20 protein-coding genes and 1 pseudogene are annotated in these 20,296 nt (G+C 75.5%); 7 read left to right on the top strand and 14 right to left on the bottom strand.

Translation table 11 applies throughout. The features are described from left to right. Positions 1 to 64: 64 nt before the first annotated feature. Together ISOVA_RS01040 and ISOVA_RS01035 are read left to right on the top strand one after the other, a co-directional pair. Positions 65 to 1,351, top strand: coding sequence for an APC family permease (locus ISOVA_RS01040; protein ID WP_013837411.1), 1,287 nt, complete (start codon positions 65 to 67; stop codon positions 1,349 to 1,351). Between the two features lie 156 nt (positions 1,352 to 1,507). Then, positions 1,508 to 1,819: a hypothetical protein gene (locus ISOVA_RS01035; protein WP_013837410.1), complete on the top strand. Its 312-nt coding sequence runs from the start codon at positions 1,508 to 1,510 to the stop codon at positions 1,817 to 1,819. A gap of 28 nt (positions 1,820 to 1,847) precedes the next feature. Here ISOVA_RS01035 and ISOVA_RS01030 read toward each other — a convergent pair whose 3' ends face one another. From ISOVA_RS01030 to ISOVA_RS01020, 3 genes are read right to left on the bottom strand one after another with little or no spacing between them, the layout of a single operon-like run. Continuing rightward, the gene (locus ISOVA_RS01030) at positions 1,848 to 2,705 is read right to left on the bottom strand and encodes an alpha/beta hydrolase (protein WP_013837409.1); all 858 of its coding nucleotides are present in this window, start codon (positions 2,703 to 2,705) and stop codon (positions 1,848 to 1,850) included. 56 nt (positions 2,706 to 2,761) lie between these two features. Then, positions 2,762 to 3,793: an MFS transporter gene (locus ISOVA_RS01025; protein WP_041294724.1), complete on the bottom strand. Its 1,032-nt coding sequence runs from the start codon at positions 3,791 to 3,793 to the stop codon at positions 2,762 to 2,764. Beyond that, the gene (locus tag ISOVA_RS01020; RefSeq protein ID WP_013837407.1) at positions 3,777 to 5,183 is read right to left on the bottom strand and encodes an FAD-dependent oxidoreductase; all 1,407 of its coding nucleotides are present in this window, start codon (positions 5,181 to 5,183) and stop codon (positions 3,777 to 3,779) included. The genes ISOVA_RS01025 and ISOVA_RS01020 overlap by 17 nt, the downstream gene beginning before the upstream one ends. A gap of 67 nt (positions 5,184 to 5,250) precedes the next feature. Between ISOVA_RS01020 and ISOVA_RS01015 the strand changes: the two genes are divergently transcribed. Next, positions 5,251 to 5,637, top strand: a complete 387-nt coding sequence (locus ISOVA_RS01015; RefSeq protein WP_013837406.1) for an ArsR/SmtB family transcription factor — start codon at positions 5,251 to 5,253, stop codon at positions 5,635 to 5,637. Between the two features lie 234 nt (positions 5,638 to 5,871). On the opposite strand, the gene ISOVA_RS01010 is transcribed toward ISOVA_RS01015, so the two are convergent. The 5 genes from ISOVA_RS01010 to ISOVA_RS00990 all read right to left on the bottom strand — a co-directional run bounded on the left by ISOVA_RS01010 (position 5,872) and on the right by ISOVA_RS00990 (position 10,595). Next, positions 5,872 to 7,269, bottom strand: coding sequence for a class-II fumarase/aspartase family protein (locus ISOVA_RS01010; RefSeq protein WP_013837405.1), 1,398 nt, complete (start codon positions 7,267 to 7,269; stop codon positions 5,872 to 5,874). Positions 7,270 to 7,363: 94 nt separating this feature from the next. Then, complete coding sequence (locus ISOVA_RS01005) at positions 7,364 to 8,509, bottom strand: YihY/virulence factor BrkB family protein (protein WP_013837404.1); 1,146 nt, start codon at positions 8,507 to 8,509, stop codon at positions 7,364 to 7,366. A gap of 61 nt (positions 8,510 to 8,570) precedes the next feature. After that, positions 8,571 to 9,140 (bottom strand): DUF3618 domain-containing protein, encoded by a 570-nt coding sequence (locus tag ISOVA_RS01000; protein ID WP_013837403.1) that lies wholly within the window; start codon positions 9,138 to 9,140, stop codon positions 8,571 to 8,573. Then, the gene (locus ISOVA_RS17095) at positions 9,137 to 9,559 is read right to left on the bottom strand and encodes a phage holin family protein (RefSeq protein WP_041294995.1); all 423 of its coding nucleotides are present in this window, start codon (positions 9,557 to 9,559) and stop codon (positions 9,137 to 9,139) included. Before ISOVA_RS17095 ends, ISOVA_RS01000 begins: the two co-directional genes overlap by 4 nt. Before the next feature lie 241 nt (positions 9,560 to 9,800). Further along, entirely contained in the window at positions 9,801 to 10,595 is a 795-nt protein-coding gene (locus ISOVA_RS00990; protein ID WP_013837401.1) for a hypothetical protein, read from the bottom strand. A gap of 263 nt (positions 10,596 to 10,858) precedes the next feature. Here ISOVA_RS00990 and ISOVA_RS00985 point away from each other — a divergent pair, with 263 nt between their 5' ends. Beyond that, on the top strand, positions 10,859 to 11,614 hold the full coding sequence (locus ISOVA_RS00985; protein WP_013837400.1) for a VOC family protein: 756 nt from the start codon (positions 10,859 to 10,861) through the stop codon (positions 11,612 to 11,614). 12 nt (positions 11,615 to 11,626) lie between these two features. Here ISOVA_RS00985 and ISOVA_RS00980 read toward each other — a convergent pair whose 3' ends face one another. Further along, positions 11,627 to 12,247 (bottom strand): nucleoside/nucleotide kinase family protein, encoded by a 621-nt coding sequence (locus ISOVA_RS00980; protein ID WP_041294723.1) that lies wholly within the window; start codon positions 12,245 to 12,247, stop codon positions 11,627 to 11,629. A gap of 60 nt (positions 12,248 to 12,307) precedes the next feature. Next, on the bottom strand, positions 12,308 to 12,649 hold the full coding sequence (locus tag ISOVA_RS00975; protein ID WP_013837398.1) for a TraR/DksA family transcriptional regulator: 342 nt from the start codon (positions 12,647 to 12,649) through the stop codon (positions 12,308 to 12,310). Positions 12,650 to 12,787: 138 nt separating this feature from the next. On the opposite strand from ISOVA_RS00975, the pseudogene ISOVA_RS16900 reads away from it, so the two are divergent. Beyond that, positions 12,788 to 13,642 (top strand): annotated as a pseudogene (locus ISOVA_RS16900) (glycerophosphodiester phosphodiesterase); the annotation flags it as partial. Here the strand turns inward: ISOVA_RS16900 and ISOVA_RS00965 are convergent. After that, positions 13,569 to 15,116 (bottom strand): amidohydrolase, encoded by a 1,548-nt coding sequence (locus tag ISOVA_RS00965; RefSeq protein WP_013837397.1) that lies wholly within the window; start codon positions 15,114 to 15,116, stop codon positions 13,569 to 13,571. The pseudogene ISOVA_RS16900 and the gene ISOVA_RS00965 overlap by 74 nt on opposite strands. 233 nt (positions 15,117 to 15,349) lie before the next feature. Further along, entirely contained in the window at positions 15,350 to 15,835 is a 486-nt protein-coding gene (locus ISOVA_RS00960) for a heme-degrading domain-containing protein (RefSeq protein WP_013837396.1), read from the bottom strand. A gap of 86 nt (positions 15,836 to 15,921) precedes the next feature. Between ISOVA_RS00960 and ISOVA_RS00955 the strand changes: the two genes are divergently transcribed. Continuing rightward, positions 15,922 to 17,169, top strand: a complete 1,248-nt coding sequence (locus ISOVA_RS00955) for an alpha/beta hydrolase (protein WP_013837395.1) — start codon at positions 15,922 to 15,924, stop codon at positions 17,167 to 17,169. On the opposite strand, the gene ISOVA_RS00950 is transcribed toward ISOVA_RS00955, so the two are convergent. Together ISOVA_RS00950 and ISOVA_RS00945 are read right to left on the bottom strand one after the other, a co-directional pair. Beyond that, positions 17,148 to 18,437: a GmrSD restriction endonuclease domain-containing protein gene (locus tag ISOVA_RS00950; RefSeq protein WP_013837394.1), complete on the bottom strand. Its 1,290-nt coding sequence runs from the start codon at positions 18,435 to 18,437 to the stop codon at positions 17,148 to 17,150. The genes ISOVA_RS00955 and ISOVA_RS00950 overlap by 22 nt on opposite strands. Before the next feature lie 114 nt (positions 18,438 to 18,551). Further along, the gene (locus tag ISOVA_RS00945; RefSeq protein ID WP_013837393.1) at positions 18,552 to 19,121 is read right to left on the bottom strand and encodes an NADPH-dependent FMN reductase; all 570 of its coding nucleotides are present in this window, start codon (positions 19,119 to 19,121) and stop codon (positions 18,552 to 18,554) included. 332 nt (positions 19,122 to 19,453) lie between these two features. Between ISOVA_RS00945 and ISOVA_RS00940 the strand changes: the two genes are divergently transcribed. Continuing rightward, entirely contained in the window at positions 19,454 to 20,278 is an 825-nt protein-coding gene (locus tag ISOVA_RS00940) for an amino acid ABC transporter substrate-binding protein (protein WP_013837392.1), read from the top strand. Positions 20,279 to 20,296: the final 18 nt, after the last annotated feature.

The raw sequence follows: 20,296 nt of genomic DNA, 5'->3' as shown, positions 1-20,296 counted from the left end.
GTCCACGCCGCGGTATACCGGGGCGTGAACCTGACAACTCGCCAGGGGAAGGAGCACGAGCAGCGTGACCCAGCTCGCCCGACGTCTGCGCACACCCGACGCCGTGATCATCGGCCTCGGCTCGATGATCGGCGCCGGCGTGTTCGCGGCGTTCCCGCCGGCCGCGCGCGCCGTCGAGCCCACCGGCGTCGGTGTCGCCCTGCTCGTGGCGCTCGCGCTCGCGGCCGTCGTCGCGTACTGCAACGCGACGTCGTCGGCGCAGCTCGCGGCCCAGTACCCGACGTCGGGCGGCACCTACGTGTACGGGCGCGAGCGGCTCGGCGAGTGGTGGGGCTACCTGGCGGGGTGGGGCTTCGTCGTCGGCAAGACGGCGAGCTGCGCGGCCATGGCGCTGACCTTCGGCGCGTACGCCGCACCGCCGGGGTGGGAGCGGCCGGTCGCTGTCGCGGCCGTGGTCGCGCTCGCCGCCGTGAACTACCGCGGCGTGACGCGGACCGCGCGCGCGGCGCAGTGGATCGTGACCGTGGTGCTGCTGGCGCTCGCGGTGACGGTGGCGGTCGCGCTCGGCGGAGCGCAGCCGGACCTCGGCGCGGTGTGGGGCGGGTCCGGTGAGGCGGCGGGCGCCGGCGGGTTCCTCGGCGGGCCCGCCGGCTGGTACGGCGTGCTGCAGGCCGCGGGCCTGCTCTTCTTCGCCTTCGCCGGCTACGCGCGCATCGCGACGATGGGCGAGGAGGTGGTCGAGCCGCGCACGACCATCCCCCGCGCGATCGTCGGCGCGCTCGGCGGGACCGTCGTCGTGTACGCGGTCGTCGCGGTCACGTTGCTCGCGGTGCTCGGGCTGTCGGGCATCGGGGCGACGACGACGCCGCTCGCGGCCGCGGTCGAGGGCACGCCGTGGGCGGGCGTCGTCGTGCGCGTCGGTGCGTCCGCGGCCGCGCTGGGTGCTCTGCTCGCGCTCGTCGCCGGCGTCGGGCGCACGAGCCTCGCCATGGCCCGCGAGGGCGACCTGCCCCGCTGGCTGTCCGCCGTCCACCCGAGGTTCTCGGTGCCGCACCACGCGGAGGTGGCGCTCGCCGCCGTCGTGTGCGTGCTCGTCGCGACCGTCGACCTGCGCGGCGCGATCGGCTTCTCGTCGTTCGGCGTGCTGCTCTACTACGCGGTCGCCAACGCGGCCGCGTGGACGCAGACCGGCGAGCACCGCCTGTACCCGCGCTGGGTGCAGGGGCTCGGGCTCGTCGCGTGCCTCGTGCTCGTGGCGACGCTGCCTCTCGTGGCCGTGGTGGCGGGGATCGCCGTCTTCGCGGTGGGCCTCACGATCCGCGCCGCCCGCCTCCACCGCTCGCCGAGGTAGCGCCCCGTCCGCCGATGTAGCGCAGCACGCCGCGAGGTAGCGCGTTCCGCGCCGAGGTAGCGCGTTTCGCGCCGAGGTAGCGCAGCACCCCGCGAGGTAGCGCGTCTTCCGCCGAGGTAGCGCTGCGGTGTCCGACGGCGGTGCCACAGTGGGCGCATGGACCGACGCCGGCAGTCCCTCGGCACGACGGCGGCACTCGCCGTCGTACTCCTTCTCGCCGTGGCGGCGTGCGCACCCGGGCCCAACGCGGCCGGCGACACCGCTGCGCTCACGGCCGACCCGGCCGGGTTCTGGCTCGGCCTGTGGCACGGGATCATCCTGCCGGTGACGTTTGTCGTGTCGCTCTTCACGGACAGCGTCTCGGTGTACGAGGTGCACAACAACGGCAACTGGTACGACCTCGGCTACGTGCTCGGCATCTCGCTGGTGTTCGGCGGGCCGTTCGGAGCCCGCCGCGCCCGCGGCTGAGCGTCGCCGTCGCAGCGCGGGCCGGGGCTCACGGCTGGAAGCTCTCCCTCAGGAACCGGTCGACGATGTCCATGACGGGCTCTCCGAAGAACGCTCCCGCCCCGTGACCGGCGCCCTCGAGCCGGTAGAGCTCGATGCGATGACCCGCTTCCGTCATGGCGTCGCCCAGGACGACGCTCTGCTCGAACGGCACGACGTCGTCGTCGCTGCCGTGCAGGACCAGGAGCGGCGGCAGCTCCTGCTCGGCCGCAGGCCTGATGTGCGTGGCCGCAGCGGCGGGCGCGGCCACGTCCGGGTGTTCCCGGGGGTCGATCCCGCCGAGCAGGTCGTCGCAGGCGGGGTCCTCGGGCATGAGGGAGAGGTCGCCCGGCCCGTAGAAGTCGACGACCGCGCGTACGCCCAGCGGCTCGTCGTCGTGCCGGCCGAGAGCCCCGGGCACGCCGTCGGTCACCATCGCGAGCACCACGAGGTGCCCACCCGAGGAGTCGCCCCACAGGGCGATCCTGTCCGGGTCGACGCGGTACTGCCCGGAGTTCGCCCGCAGGAACCGCACGGCGGACCGCACGTCCTCGACCTGGGCGGGGAACGGGGCGACGTCGCTGGGCCGGTGCTCCACGATCGCCACGACGTACCCGCGCCGGGCGAACTCGGCCATCGCCAGGAGCCACTGCCCGAGCATCTGCTCCCGCCACCCGGACCCCTGGACGAACACGACCGTGGGGAACGTGACCGGGGCGAACCAGTCCTCGATCGGCGGCCAGACGACCTGCAGGCGCAGCGAGCGACCCGAGGCCTCCGCGTACGGCACGTTCATCCAGACGACGCCGTGGCCGTGCGGAGCCGTGCCGTCGATCGTCCTGATCTCCAGGGTGTTCACGTGAGGCATCGTCCTGGCTGGGCGACCGCCGGTCCACCGAATAGGCATCACCTCCGAGGCGCGAATCACGCGCGCCGGAGCGTCGCCAGCAGGACGGCGGCGAGCAGGCACGCGACCCCGGCCCACGTGAGGAACGCCGGGTCGCCGACGGCGGCGCCGCCGAGCGGTGCACCGGCCCGCGCCAGCGACAGCGGCGCTGCCATCGCCCCGGCGATCGTGGCGTAGCGCAGGCTGCCGTACCTCTCGAGCAGCAGCGCCGGCCGCGCGATGGTCGCGACGCCGAACCCGAGGCCGAATGCGACGACGCACGCCACGACGGCGCCGGACCCCCCGGCGTGCGGCAGAGCCAGCGCGCCGATCCCCTGGACGGCGAAGACGGCGGCGGTCACGGTCGCGACCCCGGCCCGCGCCGACACCCCGCTGAAGACGACCCGGCCGGCGACCGACAGCACGCCGAGCAGGCCTGCGACGCTCGCCGCGACCGTCGCCCCGTGTCCCGCGCCGACGAGGTGGGCCACGAGCAGCGTGCCCACCGCCGAGACGGCGAGCGTCTGCGCGACGAACGCGACCGTCGCGACCCAGAACCCGCCGTCGTGCAGCGCCTCGCGCACGCCGACACCTGCGCCGACACCGTGCCGCGCACCGGACGCCCCACTCGACGCGGTGTCCGGCCGGAGGCGAGCACCGCCGTCGGGTACGCGCGCGGCGCGCGGGCCACCGCCCGGCACGACGAGCGCGTGCCCCGGGACCGCGACGACCGCGAGCAGCCCGGCGAGGCACAGCAGCGCCGTGCGCCAGCCGAGGCGGTCGGCGAGCAGGCCCGTGAGCGGGAAGAAGATGCTGGACGCGAAGCCGGCGACGAGCGTGTCGCCCAGGATCGCGCGCCGCCGGCGGGCGGGGTCGTCGATCGCGGCGACGAGGACGGCGAACGTGGTCGCGGCCCCGGCGACGACGACGGTCGAGACCTGCAACGACGCCGCGACCGGCACGAGCAGCAGCGGCAGCGCGTACAGCAGGACGCCGTACCCGACCGTCTGCGTGACCGCCAGGACGACGACCACGCGACGGCGGACGGAGGGCTCAGCCGACGAGGTCACCCGAGCGCCCGTGCGCGACGCCCGTCGCGAAGCCGAGCTCGACGGGCTGCGGCCCGGCGGGTGCGGTGCCGCAGCACCCGCCCGACGTCGCGACGTCCTCCGCCTCGAGCGCGAGGTCGGACGAGCACACACCGGTCGCGGGAAGCTCGAGCTGCACGAGGTCGGCGCCCTCGCGGTCGCCCGCGAGCGCCGCCGCGACCGAGCGCGCCTGCTCGTACCCGGTCGCAAGCAGGAAGGTCGGCGCGCGGCCGTACGACTTCATGCCGACGAGGTAGAAACCCTCGTCCGGGTGGGAGAGCACCGACTCGCCGTGGGGCGGGACCGTGCCGCACGAGTGGAGGTTCGGGTCGATGAGCGGGGCGAGCCGCGCAGGCGCCTCGACGACCGGGTCCAGCTCGAGGCGCACCTCGCGCAGCATGTCGAGGTCGGGCCGGAAGCCGGTCGCGTCGACGATCGTGTCGACCGTCAGGTCGAGCACGCCGTCGACGCCGTCGCGCCGGCCGGTGCCGAGCACGCGGACCTGGCCCGCGTGCGGCTCGAGCCGGTCGATCGCGACGCGCGTGACGAGCTCGAGCCGGCCGGCCTCGACCGCGGCGCGCAGCCGGGTGCCGAGCTCGCCGCGCGCGGGCAGGTCGTCGGCCTGCCCGCCGCCGTAGAGCCGGCGCGCCGACCCGCCGCGGATGGCCCACGTGATGCGGATCCCCGGCACCTGCTCCGCCAGGCGGACCAGCGACAGCAGCGAGTTCGCCGCCGAGTGCCCCATGCCCACGACGAGCGCGTGGCGTCCCGCGAAGCGGGCGCGGTCGGCGCCGAGGACGTCGGGCAGCGGACCGGCGAGGAACGCGGCCGACTCCGCCTCGCCCACCGCGGGCAGGCCGCTGGCGCCGACCGGGTTGCGCTGCCCGTACGTGCCCGAGCAGTCGAGGACCGCACGCGCCCGCACGTCGCGGACCGCGCCGTCGGACCCGGTGGTGCGCACGAGGTAGGGGCGGCGCTCGCGGCCGAGCGAGCGGGTGCGGTCGGCGCCGTCGCGCGCGACGGCGGTCACGCGCGTGCCGTAGCGGACGCGGTCGCGCAGGGCGGGCGTCGCGGCGAGGGGCGCGAGGTAGTCGCGCACGAGCTCGGCTCCGGTGGGCAGGTGGTCGGGGTCCGGCGCCGACCACGTGCCGGTCGCCTCGAGCAGGCGGCGGGCCGCGGCGTCGACGTCGTACCTCCACGGCGAGAACAGGCGGACGTGGCCCCAGCTCGCCACGGCCGCACCGGGTCCGTCGCCGGCCTCGAGCACCAGCGGCTCGAGCCCGCGCTCGAGCAGGTGCGCGGCGGCGGCGAGGCCCACCGGGCCCGCGCCGATCACCACGACCGGGAGCTCCGTCGTCGTCCCTGCGTCCATCCTCGCCACTCCTCAGATCGAAGTTTGTCGATGCGTCGTTGCGAGCACAACGTATCCACATTCTTCGATGCGTGGCAAGATGGAGGACATGACCGCGACCGGCACGCTCCCCGTGGTCGCCCCCGAGACGGAGGCGGCCTGCTGCCCGCCGCTCGTGCGCGACGCCGCCGAGCCGGAGGCCGCGCGCGACCTCGCGCGCGTCTTCAAGGCCCTCGGCGACCCCACGCGTGTGCAGCTGCTGTCGATCGTCGCGGCGCACGACGGCGGCGAGGCGTGCGTCTGCGACCTCACCGACCCGGTCGGCCTCAGCCAGCCGACCGTGAGCCACCACCTCAAGATCCTCGTCGACGCCGGCCTGCTCACCCGCGAGCAGCGCGGCCGGTGGGCGTACTACTCGCTCGTCCCCGGCGCGCTGAGCCGCATCGCCGACGGGCTCACCGGCGTCGCGAAGTAGCGCATTCCGGCGCGAAGTAGCGCGGCGGTCGCCGACGTAGCGCGTTCCGCGACGAAGTAGCGCGTTTGGCGACGAAGTAGCGCGGCAACACGCGCTACGTCGGCGACGGACGCGCTACCTCGCACGAATATGCGCTACCTCGCGAGCCGGGGCGCTACCTCGCGCGAGAACGCGCTACCTCGCGCGAGAACGCGCTACTTCGGCGGATGCAGCGCTACCTCGCGGGGCGGAGCGCTACCTCGTCGCGAGGGGGACGCGGCCGGGCAGCGCCTCGAGCCGGTCGGCGACGGCGGCGGCGGTCGCGGCGAGCTCGCGCGCGATCTGCACGCTCATCCCGAGGTACCGCGACGGGTCGAGCAGCTCGCGCAGCTCGTCGACGTCGAACGTCGCGCCGACCACCGGGTCCCGCCGCAGCAGCTCCACGAACGAGGTGTCGCTCGTCGCGGCCTCCTGCGCCACCTCGAACACGACGTCGTGCGCCTTCTGCCGGCCGATCTTCTCGCCGAGCGCGAGCATGAGCGACTCCGAGCCGATCATGCCCTCGGAGAGCCGGATGTTGTCGCGCATGCGGTCGGGGTCGAGCTCGAGGCCGTCCATGACGACGTCGAGCCGCGCGAGCGTGTCGCCGGCGAGCACGGCCGCGGACGCCGACACGTCCTCGAGCAGCGCCGTCATGGCGCCGTTGGCCTCCTGGTCGTGGAGCATCGACTCGAGCGCGGGCGCGGCGAGGGCGCGCAGCTCGGCGGACATCGTCATCATGTCGAGCGTGAGCTGCGGGTTGCGCTTGTGCGGCATGGTCGACGACCCGACGGTCCCCTCGGGCACGGGCTCGAACGCCTCGGCAAACTCGGGCTGCATGAGCGAGTAGACGTCCTTGCCGATCTTGCCGATGGTCCCGGCGAGCTGCGCCAGGACGAGCACGAGCTCGACGATCCCGTCGTTGATCGCGCGCGACGGCACCCGCATCGGGTGCAGCCCGAGCCGCCGCGCGACGCCGGCCTCGATCTGCCGGCCCTTGTCGCCGAACGACGCGAACGTCCCGGCGGCGCCGCCCATGAGCACGCAGAACAGGCGGTCGTCGAGGCGCTCGAGCCGCTCGGCGTGCGCGACGAGCTGGTCGATCCACACCGCGACCTTGAACCCGAACGTCACGGGCACGGCGTGCTGGCTGTGCGTGCGCCCGGCCATGGGCAGGTCCGCGGCCGAGCCGGCGAGCGTGCCGGCCGAGCGCAGCACGGCCCCGAGCAGCCGCAGGATGCCGCGGTGCGCGTCGCGCAGCACGAGCACGTCGGCCGTCTGCGTGATGTTCTGCGTCGTCGCGCCCCAGTGCACCCAGCCGCCGTGCTTGGAGCCGACGACGCGCGCGAACTCCTCGATGAGCGGCACGAGCGGGTGGCTGGCCTCGGCCGTCGCGGCGAGCACGCGCTTGACGTCGAGCTTCTCGATGCGCGCGGTGAGCGCGATGGCGCGCGCCGACTCCTTCGGGATGAGCCCGACGTCGGCCTCCGCGAGCGCCAGCGCGGCCTCGACGTCGAGCCGGGCCTGCCACCGGTTCTCGCGCGTGAACAGCCGCGCGATGCCCGGGTCGGGGACGCGACCCTCGGTGAACCTGCCGAACGGGGCGACGATCATGGCGACCTCCCGGGCTCGCGCCTGATCGCTGCATCATGGCGCGCCGACGCCCGCCGGCGCACGCACCGGCGGGCGTCGTCCCAGCCCGTGGACGTCAGACGCCGCGGCCGCGCTCGCGGCGGGCTTCCGGATGCCCGTCGTCGTCGCGGTCGCGGTGCCCGACGTCGGCACGGTCGTCGCGCCGCCCGGCTGCGGCCGCGCGCGTGCGCAGCTCGCGGCCGCGCGCGACGTCGTCGCGGTACTTGGCCGCCTGCTTGTCGCTGCGCCGCGTGTCGCGCGGCGGCAGCTGGAGCGTCTCCTCGGCGGCGATCCCGCCCTGCAGCTCGCGCCCGCGCTCGAGCTCGGAGTCGAGCTCGGCGCCGAACAGCAGCGCGAGGTTGGTGATCCACAGCCACAGCAGGAAGATCACGACGCCGGCGAGAGAGCCGTACGTGGCGTCGTAGCTGGCGAACCGGGCGACGTAGATGCCGAAGCCCAGCGACGCGACGATCCACACGAGGATCGCCACGACGGCGCCGACGCTCAGCCAGCGGAACTTCGGCTGCCGCACGTTGGGCGTCGCGTGGTACAGGATCGCGACGAGCAGGATCACGAGCACCAGCACGAGCGGCCACTTGGCGATGCTCCACGCCGTGACCGCCGCCGAACCGAGCCCGACGAGGTCGCCCACCGCCTGCGCGACCGGGCCCGAGAGCACGAGCGACACCACGATGACCACCGCGACGACCACGAGCACGAGGGTGACCAGGAGCGTGACCGGCCGCAGCTTCCAGAAGGGCCGGCCCTCGTCGATCTCGTAGACGCGGTTCATGGCCCGGCCGAACGCGCCGACGTACCCGGACGCCGACCACAGGGCCAGCGCGAGACCGCCGACGAACGCGACGAGCCCGGCGCCCTGGTTCTGGCCCGCGTTCTCCACCAGCGTCGTGATCTGGTCGAGCGAGCCCTCGGGCAGCATGCCGCCCACCTGGTCCAGCACCTGCTGGACCATGCTCTGCGCGTTGCCGAAGAGCCCCAGCACCGAGACGATCGCCAGCAGCGCGGGCGCGATCGCGAGCACCGCGTAGAAGGTCAGCACCGCGGCCAGGTCGAGGCACTCGTCGCGCGAGAACTCGCGCACCGTCGTGCGCAGCGCGTACCTCCACGAGGACTTGCGGAGCTCGGTGGGCGAGTCGGGCTTGCGGTCGTCGTCGGGGTGCGGCGAGCTCGCGCGCGACGACGAGGTGTCGGTGTCCGTCACCAGGGTCCTCCTCGGTGGGGTTCGACGTCGGGTCCGACGTCGCGGACGACGTGCGGGCCGGTCAGAGGGTGCCCGGCTGGTCGCCGCGCGCCTGCTCCTTGACGTCCTGCGCGGCGTGCTTGCCGTGGTCGGCGACGTCGCGGCCCGCCTCGCCGGCGGACTCGCGCAGCGCCTGCGCGTGCTCCTTGGCGGGCTCGCGCAGGTCTTCGGCCACGGTGCTGCCGGCCTCCTTGAGGTCCTGGACGAGCGGCTGCGAGGCCTCCTTGACCTTGCTCGCAGCCTGGACCTCCTTCTGCGTCGCCGGCAGCAGCGAGGCCGCCACCATGCCGACGCCGAAGGCGACGAGGCCGGCCGCCAGCGGGTTGCCCTGGGTCTGCTCGCGCACGGCCTGCGGCGCGTGCGAGACGCTCTCGCCGACCGAGCCGGCGGCGCCGCGCACGCTCTCGGACCCCGAGTGGGCCGAGCCCATGACGCGCTGGCGCAAGCTCGTGACCTTGGCCTTCGCCCGGTCGGTCTGGCGTCGTGCGACGTTGCCGGGCCGGACGCGGTCGCCCAGCTCGTCGACGTCGCGGCTCAGCTCGTAGCGCGTGCGCTCGATGTCGGCGCGGATCTGGTCCGGGTCGCTGGTCATCGGTTCTTCTCCTCGTTGCCTTGCAGTGCGTTCGGGATCTTCTTGAGCGACTCGCTCGTCTGCTCCATACCGGGTGCGGCCTTGATCTCCTTGCGGCCGCGTGCGGCGAGGACCGCCGCGACGATGCCCCAGAGGATCGCGACGACGAGCGCGGACCAGCCCAGCCCGATGAGGGAGCCGAGGGCCCACCAGATCGCGACGGTCAGGAACAGCACGGCCAGGTGCCCGGCGTAGCCGGCACCGCCGAGCAGGCCCGCGCCCTTGCCGGCGCGCTTGGCCGAGGTCGCGGCCTCCGCCTTGGCCAGCTCGATCTCCTGGCGCACGAGCGTCGACAGGTCACGGCTCACCTCGGCGAACAGCTCGCCCAGGCTCAGGCCCTCGGGGTCGCCGTGCCGCCCGGCGGCCGGCGCGCCGGGCACGGTGCCGGTCGCGTGGACGTCCGGGGCCTCGGTGCCGGCGGCGTGGGCGCCGGTCGTCCGGTAGCCCGTCGACCGGGTCGGCGTGCCCGTGCCCGTCGCGTCGGTCGAGCCGGCGCCGGGCGACGTGGGCCGCCCGATGTCGGGGCCGGGCCAACCGGTCGCCGGCGGCCCGGGCGAGGCGGCGCCGCTCGTGTCGGCGCCGGAGGCGCCGACGAGCGGGTCCGTCGCGCGGGGGTAGGGATCAGGCGTCGTGGACATGGCTCGCACCTCCGGTGGTCGGGGGCGCCGACGCGCCCGTGGGCGTCGCCGGGTACGCCGTGGCGCCCGGCGTGCTCGTCGGCGGGACGGACGAGGCGGTGGCGACGCCGGACGGGCTGCGCGGCGGGACGGCCGGCGGGAGGTCCGCGGCGCCGCTGCCCGTCGTGCGCTGCGCCGACGACCCGTCGCCCGCGTCCTTGACGCCGCGGAGCAGGCGTCCGACGACGAGCCCCGCGCCCGCGGCGATCGCGAGGAACGCGCCGGGGCGGCGTCGGGCGAAGTCCTCGACCTCGTGCAGGACGTCGCCGGGCTCGCGCTGCTCGAACCAGTCGGCGGCGCGCTGCGCCCACTGCGACCCGCGGTCGGCGAAGTCGGTCGCGTAGCCCGGGTCGTCGGTCGACCGGCTCATCTGCTGCAGCTCGGAGCCCAGGTGCCGCAGGCCCTCCGCGAGGCGCTGCTGCTGCGACGAGGCCTGCTCGTTGACCCCGCTGCGCGCCTGCTGCATGAGGTCGCGCGCGCGGTCCTTGGCCTCGTGGGCGACCTCACCGGCGCGCTCGCGGGCGTCCTGCGCGACCTCGCGGCCGGCGTCGGAGGCCTGCGACGCGGCGCCCGAGGCGCGCTCGCGCACGCCGCCGGAGCTCTGGTCCGTCCCGGTGTCCTGCGAGGCACCCACCGGTGGCGTGGTCGTCGCCGGGGGGACCGTCGGCGGCACCGTGGGCGGCGGCCCCGCCGGTGGCGTGCCGCTCGGGTTCTGCGGGGGGAAGGACATGTCGCTCATGAGGGTCTCCTCCAGTGCGCGGAGCCCGCGGGGTGCGGGCGGAGGGAGGGAGCGGCGAGGCGTCGACCCGGCCCGTGCCGTGGGCGCCGGGGGCGCTCTCCCGTCCCGGTCGGCCGCTTCATGACCTCTCTCGACCATGACCCGCGCGCCCCCCACTCGCAGCGCGACGCCGTCGAGACCCCGGTCGCGGGGGCTCGACGGGTGAGTCGGCGGGGCTCGACGCATCCTGTCGTGGGGGACCTGCGCACAGAGGAGGAGACGTCATGTCCGGCGCGTCCGACGGCCCGCGAGAGTCCGACAGGTCCGAGCCGATCGGCACGGTCGACACCGTGGTCGTGGACGCCGTGGAGCCCCAGGAGTCCGCGGCGTTCTGGCGGGGCCTCACGGGCGCCGAGACGGTGGTCGCGGACGACGACCACTGGGTCACGCTCGAGACGCCCGACGGCTGGAACATCGCCTTCCAGCCCGCACCCGACCTGGTCCGCGCGCAGTGGCCCGGGCAGGAGCACCCCCAGCAGGTCCACCTCGACCTGCGCGTGGCCGACGTCGGCGCCGCGGTCGCGCGCGCCGTCGCGCTCGGCGCCACGGTCCTGCGCGAGAACGAGACGTGGACGACGCTCGCCGACGTCGACGGTCACCCGTTCGACCTGTGCCACGCCCCGGACGCGCGGCGCCTGAGCGTGCTGGGCGTGACGTTCGACGTGCCCGACGCCTCGGCGGCCGCGGCCTTCTGGTCGCGCGTCCTCGGCGACCCCGTCGGGTACGACGCCGGCGGGCGGGCGATGCTCGACGGCGAGCGGCCGCTGCTGTTCCAGACCGTCGAGGGCTACAGCGCGCCGCGCTGGCCCGACCCCGCGTTCCCGCAGCAGCTGCACCTGGACCTGTGGACGGGCACGCGGTCGCTCGACGACGCCGAGGCCCTGGTCCTCGAGGCGGGCGCGTCGAAGCTGCCGGGCGGCGGCGAGTCGTTCCGCGTGTTCGCCGACCCCGCCGGGCACCCGTTCTGCCTGCTCGGCTGAGCCCGAGGCGACTCAGCGCACGACGAGCGCGGGCCGGTCCGCGTGGTCGACGCGCACCACGACGTCGGCCCGCCGCTCGGGCGCCTGCTCGCGCCGGTAGCGCCCGTACGCGGCGAGCGTCCACGCCTCCTCGAGCGGCGTGCGCCGCGTCTCGGTGTCGGGGCGCAGCGCGAGGTGCACGGTGAGGTCGACGTCGAGCCCCTGCCCGACCAGCAGCGTGCCGTCGAGCACGACGACGATCCCCGCGGGCGCGTCGGCGTACGGGGCGCGCGTGGGGCGGTCGGTGTCGGGGTCGCGCAGCGTCGGCAGGTAGCGGCCGCGCTCGACGACGGAACGCAGCACCTCGCGGTCGAGCGCGCCGGCGTCGACCCAGCCGTCGAGCAGCGCGTCGGGGTTGCGGCGCCCCTGCTCGAGCCGCAGCGACCGAGGGCGCAGGAAGTCGCGCGACCGCACGCGCGCCACGGGCCGCCCCGCGGCCTCGAGCGGCGCGACGAGCGCGTCCGCGAGCGCCTCCGGCCGCGTCGAGGGGTGCCCGTCGACGAGGACGCGCGTCGGGGACCCGCCCGGCCGTGCGAGCACCCGGTCGGCGACGTGCGCGACGACGGCGTCAAGGGTCGTCGGCTCGGCACGCACCCGGCCATGCTGCCACGGCCGCACGGGCTGGCGGTGCGCTCAGCTCCCCACGCCGGCAGGTCAGCGCGCGTGCTCGACGCAGCGGGTCGCGGCCGGGCGCGCCTCGAGCCGGCCGTCGGGGATCGGCCGCCCGCACACCTCGCACACGCCGTACGTGCCGGCGGCCACGCGGTCGAGCGCGGCGAGCAGCTGCGCCCGCTCGGCCCGGGCCTCGTCCGCGAGCGCCGCGGCCTGCTGCCGCTCCCAGGCGAGCGTCGCGCCCTCGGGGTCGTGCTCGTCGTCCCCGTTCGCGTCCCGCGAGGACTCGACGATGCCCTCGACGGTGCGGCGCTGGGCGGCGATGCGCGCCTCGACCTCCGCGAGCCGGTCGCGCAGCCGCCGCTCGGCCTCGTGCGTCCCCATCCCGGCAGTATCCCAGCGGCGTCCCGGCGCCGTCGAGAGTTCGCCGCGCCGTCGGCGACCGTTCACCGGGGCGACGGTCCGCCGGTCACCGGGCGTCCGTAGCGTCGCGACGTCCCACCCGTCGCACGAGGAGGAACCGCGTCGGTCACGCCCGAGAACACGCTCGCCGCGTACGCGGCCGGCATGCGTTCCGGCGCCGAGCTCGTCGAGATCGACGTGCACACGAGCGCCGACGGCGTGCCCGTCGTCATGCACGACCAGACCGTGAACCGCACGACGAACGGCACGGGCGACGTCGCGCGGCTGCAGTCGTCGTACGTCACGGGGCTCGACGCCGGGTCGTGGTTCAGCTCGGCGTTCTCCGGCCAGCGCACGCCCACCTTCGCCCGGATGCTCGACCTCGTGCGCGAGGGCAGCTCCGACATGCTGCTCGAGGTCAAGGGCCCGGAGACGCGCGAGGAGGTGCACCGCATCGTCGACATGGTGCTCGAGGCGGGCCTCGAGGACCGCGTGGTGCTGCAGTCGTTCGACGAGAACGTGCTGCGGTACGCGTACGAGCGTGCGCCGCAGATCTCGCTCGGCATCCTGCGCGGCTCGCTCGACGCCGACCCGGTCGCCACGGCCCGCGCGCTGAACGCGACGTACTACAACCCGTCGGGCGGGGCGACCGGGCGCGTTCATCGGCTGGAAGGCCGCGCAGGAGCAGGCCGAGCCGGAGCAGGGCCTGCTCGAGCGGCTCGCGGCCCTCGACCTGCGGCCCGGTCAGCTCGAGGAGCTGTTCGCCGCGCTCCAGGCCGAGCGGTGGGACGAGGTCACGCGCATCGTCGAGAAGCACGTCGACGACGCCGCGCAGCGCGAGGCGCTCCTGGCCGAGGTGGCCGAGCTCTCCGCGTGACCCGGGCTTCCCGCCCGGCCCGGCTCAGAGCGCGCGGTGCGTCCAGCGGCCCGCGAGCAGCGTGCCCGCCACGGGCAGCTCGCGCAGCCGGGCACTGAGCCCGACGACGTCGCCGGCCCGCTCGTCCGCGAGGGCGAGCGGGTCGGCGTCGAGCACGGCCAGGTCGGCGGGCGCGCCGACGTCGAGGCCGAGCGACCGCCCGTCGACCGACGCCTCGAGCGCGGTGCGCACGTCGAGCCGGTGCTCGGGGTGCCACGGCTCGCGCCCGTCGCGCGAGCGGGTCACGCCCGACGCGATCGCGACCCACGGGTCGAGCGGCGCGACCGGCGCATCCGACCCGAACGTCATGCGCACCCCGGCGGCGCGCAGCTCGGCGAGCGGGAACGCGCGCCCCGACCGCCCCGGCCACAGCTGCTCGGTGAGGTCGCGGTCGTCCATCGCGTGCTCGGGCTGCACGCTGGCCGTCACGCCGAGCGCGGCGAACCGCGCGACGTCGTCGGGCCGCAGGAGCTGCGCGTGCTCCACGGACCCGCGTGCGCCGGACGCCTCGAACGCGTCGAGCGCGAGCGCGTTGGCGCGGTCGCCGATGGCGTGGATCGCGCACCGCAGCCCGGCCTCGTGCGCGCGGCGCATGAGCGGCACGAGGTGGCCGGTGTCCACGTTGAGGATGCCGTGCGCCTCGTCCTGCTGCGTCCCGGCGTAGGCGTCGAAGCAGTACGCGGTGCGGGTGTTGAGCGAGCCGTCGCTGATGACCTTGAGCGGGCCCTGCGTCACCAGGTCCTGCCCCGGGGCGAGCGGGTCGCCGTCGCGCAGGCCCTCGGCGAGCGTCGCGTCGAGGTACTGCTCCCACACGCCGGCACGCACGCGCAGCCCGTCCCAGCCGCGGGCGAGGCGGCGGCGCCACGCGGCGAGGTTGTCGGCCACCTCGAAGTCGACGACGCCGACCACGCCGCGCGCCGCCGCGGCCTGCGCCGCCTCGACGGCGAGCTCGTCCGCGACCTCGTCGGAGACCGTGACGATGCGCGGGCTCGCGGGCATCCACTCCTCCTCGCGGAGCAGGCCCGTGGGGTGGTCGTCGATGCCGAGGAACCGCAGGCCCGCGGTGGACGCCCACGCGCTGTGCAGGTCGCCGGACAGCAGCACCACCGGGACGTCGCCGACCTGCTCGTCGAGGATCGCGGCCGTCGGCTCCTCGCTCCACGTCGCCCACCGGAAGCCGTACCCCACGAGCGGCTGCCCGACGGCGGTGCGCGGCACGGGGCCGGAGTCCAGCCGGGCGCGCACGAGCGCCGCGGCGTGGGCCGGGCTCGTCGCGGCGGACACGTCGAGGCGCCGCCGCACGAGCGCCCACTGGGTCAGGTGGACGTGCGCGTCCCACAGCCCGGGGACCACCGTGCGGCCGTCGAGGTCGACGCGCTCGGGCGCGCGTCGGGCCGTGCTCGCGGGGGCGGGCGAGCCGGCGGGCACTACGGCGGCGACGCGGCCGTCGTCGAGCAGCACGTCGACGAGTCCGGCGGTGTCCGCGCGCCCGGCCAGGCGCGCGTTCGCGAGGAGCAGTGCGGTCACAGGCACACGGTAGACGGTCCACGCCGCCCGCCGACCGCGCCGTGGCCCGGGGCGAGACGTCCGTGCTGCTCGGCCACTCGTCGAGCTGCCAGGTCGTGGCGCACGTGGCCGCGCTGGCACCGGAGCGCGTCGCCGCGCTCGTCCTCGTCGGGCCGACCACCGACCCGCGGGCGGCCGGCTGGCCGCGGCTGGCCGCACGCTGGCGCGCCGCGACCGCGTGGCCCGGGTGTGACCGAGCGTCACGCCGGCGGGGGCACGAGCTCCCGCAGCGCCTCGACGACGAGGGCGTGGTCGTCGGCCTGCGCGAGCCCCGAGACGGTCACGACGCCGACGATGCCCACGCCGTCGACCCGGACCGGGAACGCGCCGCCGTGCGCGGCGTACTCCTGCAGCGGCAGCCCGTGCGTCTCGTTGAAGTCGCGGCCCTTGGCCCTCGCGCGCAGGCCGACGAGGTACGACGACGCCCCGAACCGGTACACCGTGCGCACCTTGCGCTCGACCCAGGAGTCGTTGTCCGCCGTCGTGCCCTCGCGCGCGGCGTGGAACACCTGCTGGGTGCCCTTGCGCACGTCGATCGTCACGGGCAGGTCCCGCTCGGCAGCGAGCTCGACGAGGCGGCAGCCGAGCCGCCAGGCGTCGTCGTGCGTGAAGCGCGGCAGCACGAGCGTGCGCTCCTGCTCCTCGACCTCGGCGACCAGGGCGGCGACGTCATCAGGCGTGGTCATGGGCACAGCGTGCCACGCGGTCGGGAACACGGCGGCGACCGGTACGGTTAGTTGTAGCGACAACCTCGTCCTGGGGGCCGATCCTCATGCCCGTCTCGCCCGCCCGTCCCGACCACGCCGCGCCGAACGCGGCCGCCGCGCCCACGGTCGCGTGGCACGCGCCCGACGACCCGGCCCGGCCCCTGGTCGTCCTCCTCCACGGCCGCGGCGCCGACGAGACGAGCATCCTCGGCCTCGCCGACCACCTGCCCGCAGGCCCGTCGTACGCCGCGGTCCGCGCGCCGATCGCCGAGGGCGCCGGCTACGCGTGGTTCGCCAACCGGGGCATCGGCCGACCCGTCGCCGAGTCGCTGGCCCGGACCATGGCGTGGTTCCGCGCCTGGCTCGACGGCGTCGCGCCCGCAGGGCGACCGGTCGTCCTCGTGGGGTTCAGCGGCGGCGCCGCGTTCGCCGGGGGCCTGCTGCTCAGCACGCCGGAGCGGTTCGCCGGTGCCGCGATCCTCTACGGGACGCTGCCGTTCGACGCCGGAGTCCCCGTCACGCCCGCGCGCCTCGCCGGCGTGCCGGTCTTCGTCGCGCAGGGCGACGCCGACACCGTGATCCCGCGCGAGCTGCTGGACCGCACGTGGGACTACCTGCTCGGCGACGCCGGCGCCCCGCCGTACGCCCGGCGCGACCCGGGCGGCCACGGGCTCACGGCGGGCACGCTCGCCGAGCTCGGCGGCTGGGTCGCCGAGCGGCTCACCTTCCTCGCGCGCCGCGAGCCCGCGGCCCCCGGCCCCGCGGGCACCGGCCCCGCGGGCACCGGCCCCGCGACCCCCGGTCCCGCGGCGTGGCCCACGCTGCCCGGCGGCGTGCTCCCGGCCCGCCGCGGCAAGCGTCCGCGCACGACGTGGCGGATCCCGCAGCAGCAGCTCACCGACACCAGCCCTCCCGCGCTCCAGGAGCGGCTGTTCGCGCGCGTCGCGGCGCTCCCGGGCGTGACGACCCGCCCGTCCGCGATCTCGGTGCCCGGCGCGCGCGGGTTCCTGGTGACCCCGGGAGCCGGTGCGCCCGCCGACGCGTTCCTCGTCCCGCACGTCGGCGAGTTCGCGCACCTCCACCCCGGCCACGACGGTTCGCTCCACCTGGCGCTGCCTCCCGCCCTGGCCGCGGACGCCGTCGCACGCGGGTGGGCCGTCGCACACCCGCTCGCGGGCGTCCGCCTGGCGCGCGGCATGGTGATGGTCTACGGCCCGCGCGACGACGCCGAGCTCGACGTCGTCGCCGCCGTCGTCGAGACGAGCCACCGGTACGCGACCGGCGGCCTCGATCACTGCTTCGACGCCCGGTAGCCCGCCGCCTCCGCCTCGGCCGGGGTGGCGAAGCACTCCTCCGGCTTCGTCACGTCGTAGTAGCGCCCGCTCGGCACGTGGTAGATCCAGTCGCCCGACGACGAGTGGTTGCCCTTGACCGGGCAGGCCGGGTCCCCGCCGGTCACGGCGGAGCCGGTGCCCGACGTCGCCGGGCCGGTCGTGCCCGACGTCGCACCCCCGGCGCCGCTCGCCGCCTCCTGCTCGGCCCGCTCGGGCATCAGGGCCGCGGCGGGCGTCGACGGGTCGCCGGCCGGCAGCGGCTCCGAGGGGCACGCGGACAGGACCCGCTCCATCGCGTCGCGCTCGGCCTGCGTCACCCACAGCCCGTAGGCGTGCTTGACCGCCACCTGCCGCGCCACGTACGCGCAGCGGAAGGCCTTGTTCGGAGGCAGCCAGGTCGCGGTGTCGCCGTCGCCCTTCTGCTGGTTGAGCTCGCCCTTCGAGGCGAGCAGGTTGAGGGGGTCGTTGGCGAACAGCTGCCGCTCGTCCGCGGTCCACTGCTGGGCGCCCTTCTGCCAGGCGTCGGACAGCGCGACGACGTGGTCGATCTGCACGAGCGGCGACGTCGCCTCACCGCGCTCGAACGGCATCGTCTCGCCCGAGTACGGGTCCGCGAACGTGCCGCGCAGCACCACGCAGCCGTGCGTCCCGGCCTTGGTGACGACGTCGGTGAGGTCGCGCCGCAGCACGTCGTTGCGCTGGTCGCAGCCGTTGCGGTCGACGTCGGCCCACCGCTGCCCGAACTGGTCGCGGTCGTAGCCGGTCTTCGGGGCGCGGCCCTTGACCTCGAGCAGCGCGACCGTCGCCAGGGCCGTGCCCGGCTCGGCCGTCTCGGCCGGGGACGGCTCCTCGGTCGGACTCGGCTCGGGCGAGGGGGTCGGCGTCGCGCTCGGCGCCGCGCTCGGCGTCGCGCTCGGCGAGGGCGTCGGGCTGCCCGACGGCGCGACCTCCTCGACCGCGACGTCCTCGCTCGGCGGAACCTCCGCCGTCGTGCCGCCCGCGAGCGCCGCCGCGACGACGAGCGCGACGAGCGCTCCCCCGCCGGCCGCCGCGGCCCCGCCGCGGGGCATCGGGCCCCACCAGGTGCGCGTCGTCAGGACGCCCCATCCCGCGCACAGCGCGAGGTAGAGGCAGCCCGTCATCACGGCGCCGAACCAGCCCGCCGGCGCGCCGAGGAGCATCGCGAGCACGAGCCCGCCCAGCCCGACCCAGAACGACGGGCGACGGGTCAGGCGCGGGGACGGCACGGTGCGGGGACCTCCGGGTCAGGGCGAGCGGGACGTCCCTCTACCCTGCCCCAGGCAACGGCCGCCGTCAGGCGTCCGACCGGGTGAAATCTCCGGTTTGCGCCGGCGACGGCGTCAGCCGCGCGGCAGCACCGTGAGCACGCGCTCGACGTGGTCGCGGAACTCGGTCATGAAGCCGCGCAGGAAGTCGGCCGTCGACGCGTCCTTGACCTCGCCGTCGTCGGCGAACACCTCCGGGGAGAACTGGATGTACGCCTCCGGGGCCGTCATCTGCCGGGCGTTGCAGTAGCTGAGGACGCCGCGCAGGCTCTGCTGCGCGACGGCGGTCCCGATCGCACCGGGCGACGCGCCGATGACCGCGGCGGGCACGTGGTCGAACGCGTTCTGCCCGTACGGGCGCGACGCCCAGTCGATCGCGTTCTTCAGCGCGCCCGGGATCGACCGGTTGTACTCGGGCGTGACGAACAGGACCGCGTCCGAGCGGCCGATCGCCTGCTTGAGGGCGACCGCCTCGGGCGGGTAGGCGTCGTCGAAGTCCGGGCTGTACAGCGGCAGGTTGCCGATGGGGATCTCCGTGAACTCCATGCCGTCCGGGGCGAGCCGGATCAGCGCCGTGCTCAGGACCCGGTTGATGGACGTGGACGACAGGCTGCCGACGAAGTACCCGACCTGGTAGGTGCGCACGGTGCTCTCCTTCTCGGCTCGGACGGCCGGCGGGTGCCCCTCCTGCCGGCCACGACTCCAGGGTCCGACCCGGCCCCGCGACTCGCGACCGGGGCACCACCACCCCGCCCGGTGTGTGTGCGGGTGTCAGCAGTGTCGGCCCGTCGGACAGGCGAACGCCGAGCGCCGTCGCTCACACCCGCGGAATGGATGCGCAGGTCAGGGACGTTGTCCCGACAAGCGATCGACGACGTCTATCGTTGATATTTGCAGCCCCGATGCCTCGTCGGGTCTACTCGATCGGCCGGCACACCCGGCCGCCCCCCCATCTCACACAGGAGACCTGAGAACCCATGCGACGCAACCGCGCCTTCCTCGCCACCGTGACGGCCACCGTGACCGCCCTGGCGCTCGCGGCGTGCGGCTCCGGCTCCGACTCCGGCGGCGGTGCGGCCGGCGGCGAGACCGCGGCGTCGGGCGGCGACCTCGGCCTCGTCAGCGACGGCGTGCTGACCGTCGCCACGGAGGGCACGTACCGCCCCTTCACGTTCCACGACGGCTCGGGCGACCTCGTGGGCTACGACGTCGAGGTGGCCGAGGCGGTCGCCGAGAAGCTCGGCCTCGAGGTCCGCTTCCAGGAGACCCAGTGGGACGCGATCTTCGCCGGGCTCGACGCGGGCCGCTTCGACACCATCGCGAACCAGGTGTCGATCACCCCGGAGCGCGAGGAGAAGTACGTCTTCACGCAGCCGTACACGGTCTCGCGCGGCGTGATCGTGGTGCGTGAGGACGACACGTCGATCTCGAGCTTCGAGGACCTCGAGGGCAAGGTCACCGCGCAGTCGCTCACGAGCAACTGGCGCGCGCTGGCCGAGGAGTCGGGCGCGCAGGTCCAGGGCGTCGAGGGCTGGGCCCAGGCCGTCGCCCTGCTCGAGCAGCAGCGCGTCGACGCGACGATCAACGACTCCCTGACGTTCCTCGACTACGTCAACGAGAACCCGGACGCGCCGATCAAGGTCGCGGCCGAGACCGAGGAGACGTCGCAGTCGGCCTTCGTCGTCACGCCCGAGCGCGAGGCGCTCGCCGAGGCGATCGACGGCGCGCTCGACGAGCTGCGCGCCGAGGGCGTCCTGACCGAGCTCTCCGAGAAGTACTTCGGCGAGGACGTCTCGCAGTGACGGACTCGTCCCGCAGGG

It is taken from the genome of Isoptericola variabilis 225 (assembly GCF_000215105.1).
Lineage (GTDB): Bacteria > Actinomycetota > Actinomycetes > Actinomycetales > Cellulomonadaceae > Isoptericola > Isoptericola variabilis_A.
Note: the sequence above shows the minus strand (reverse complement) of the source record. Positions and strands in the feature narration are given on the sequence as shown.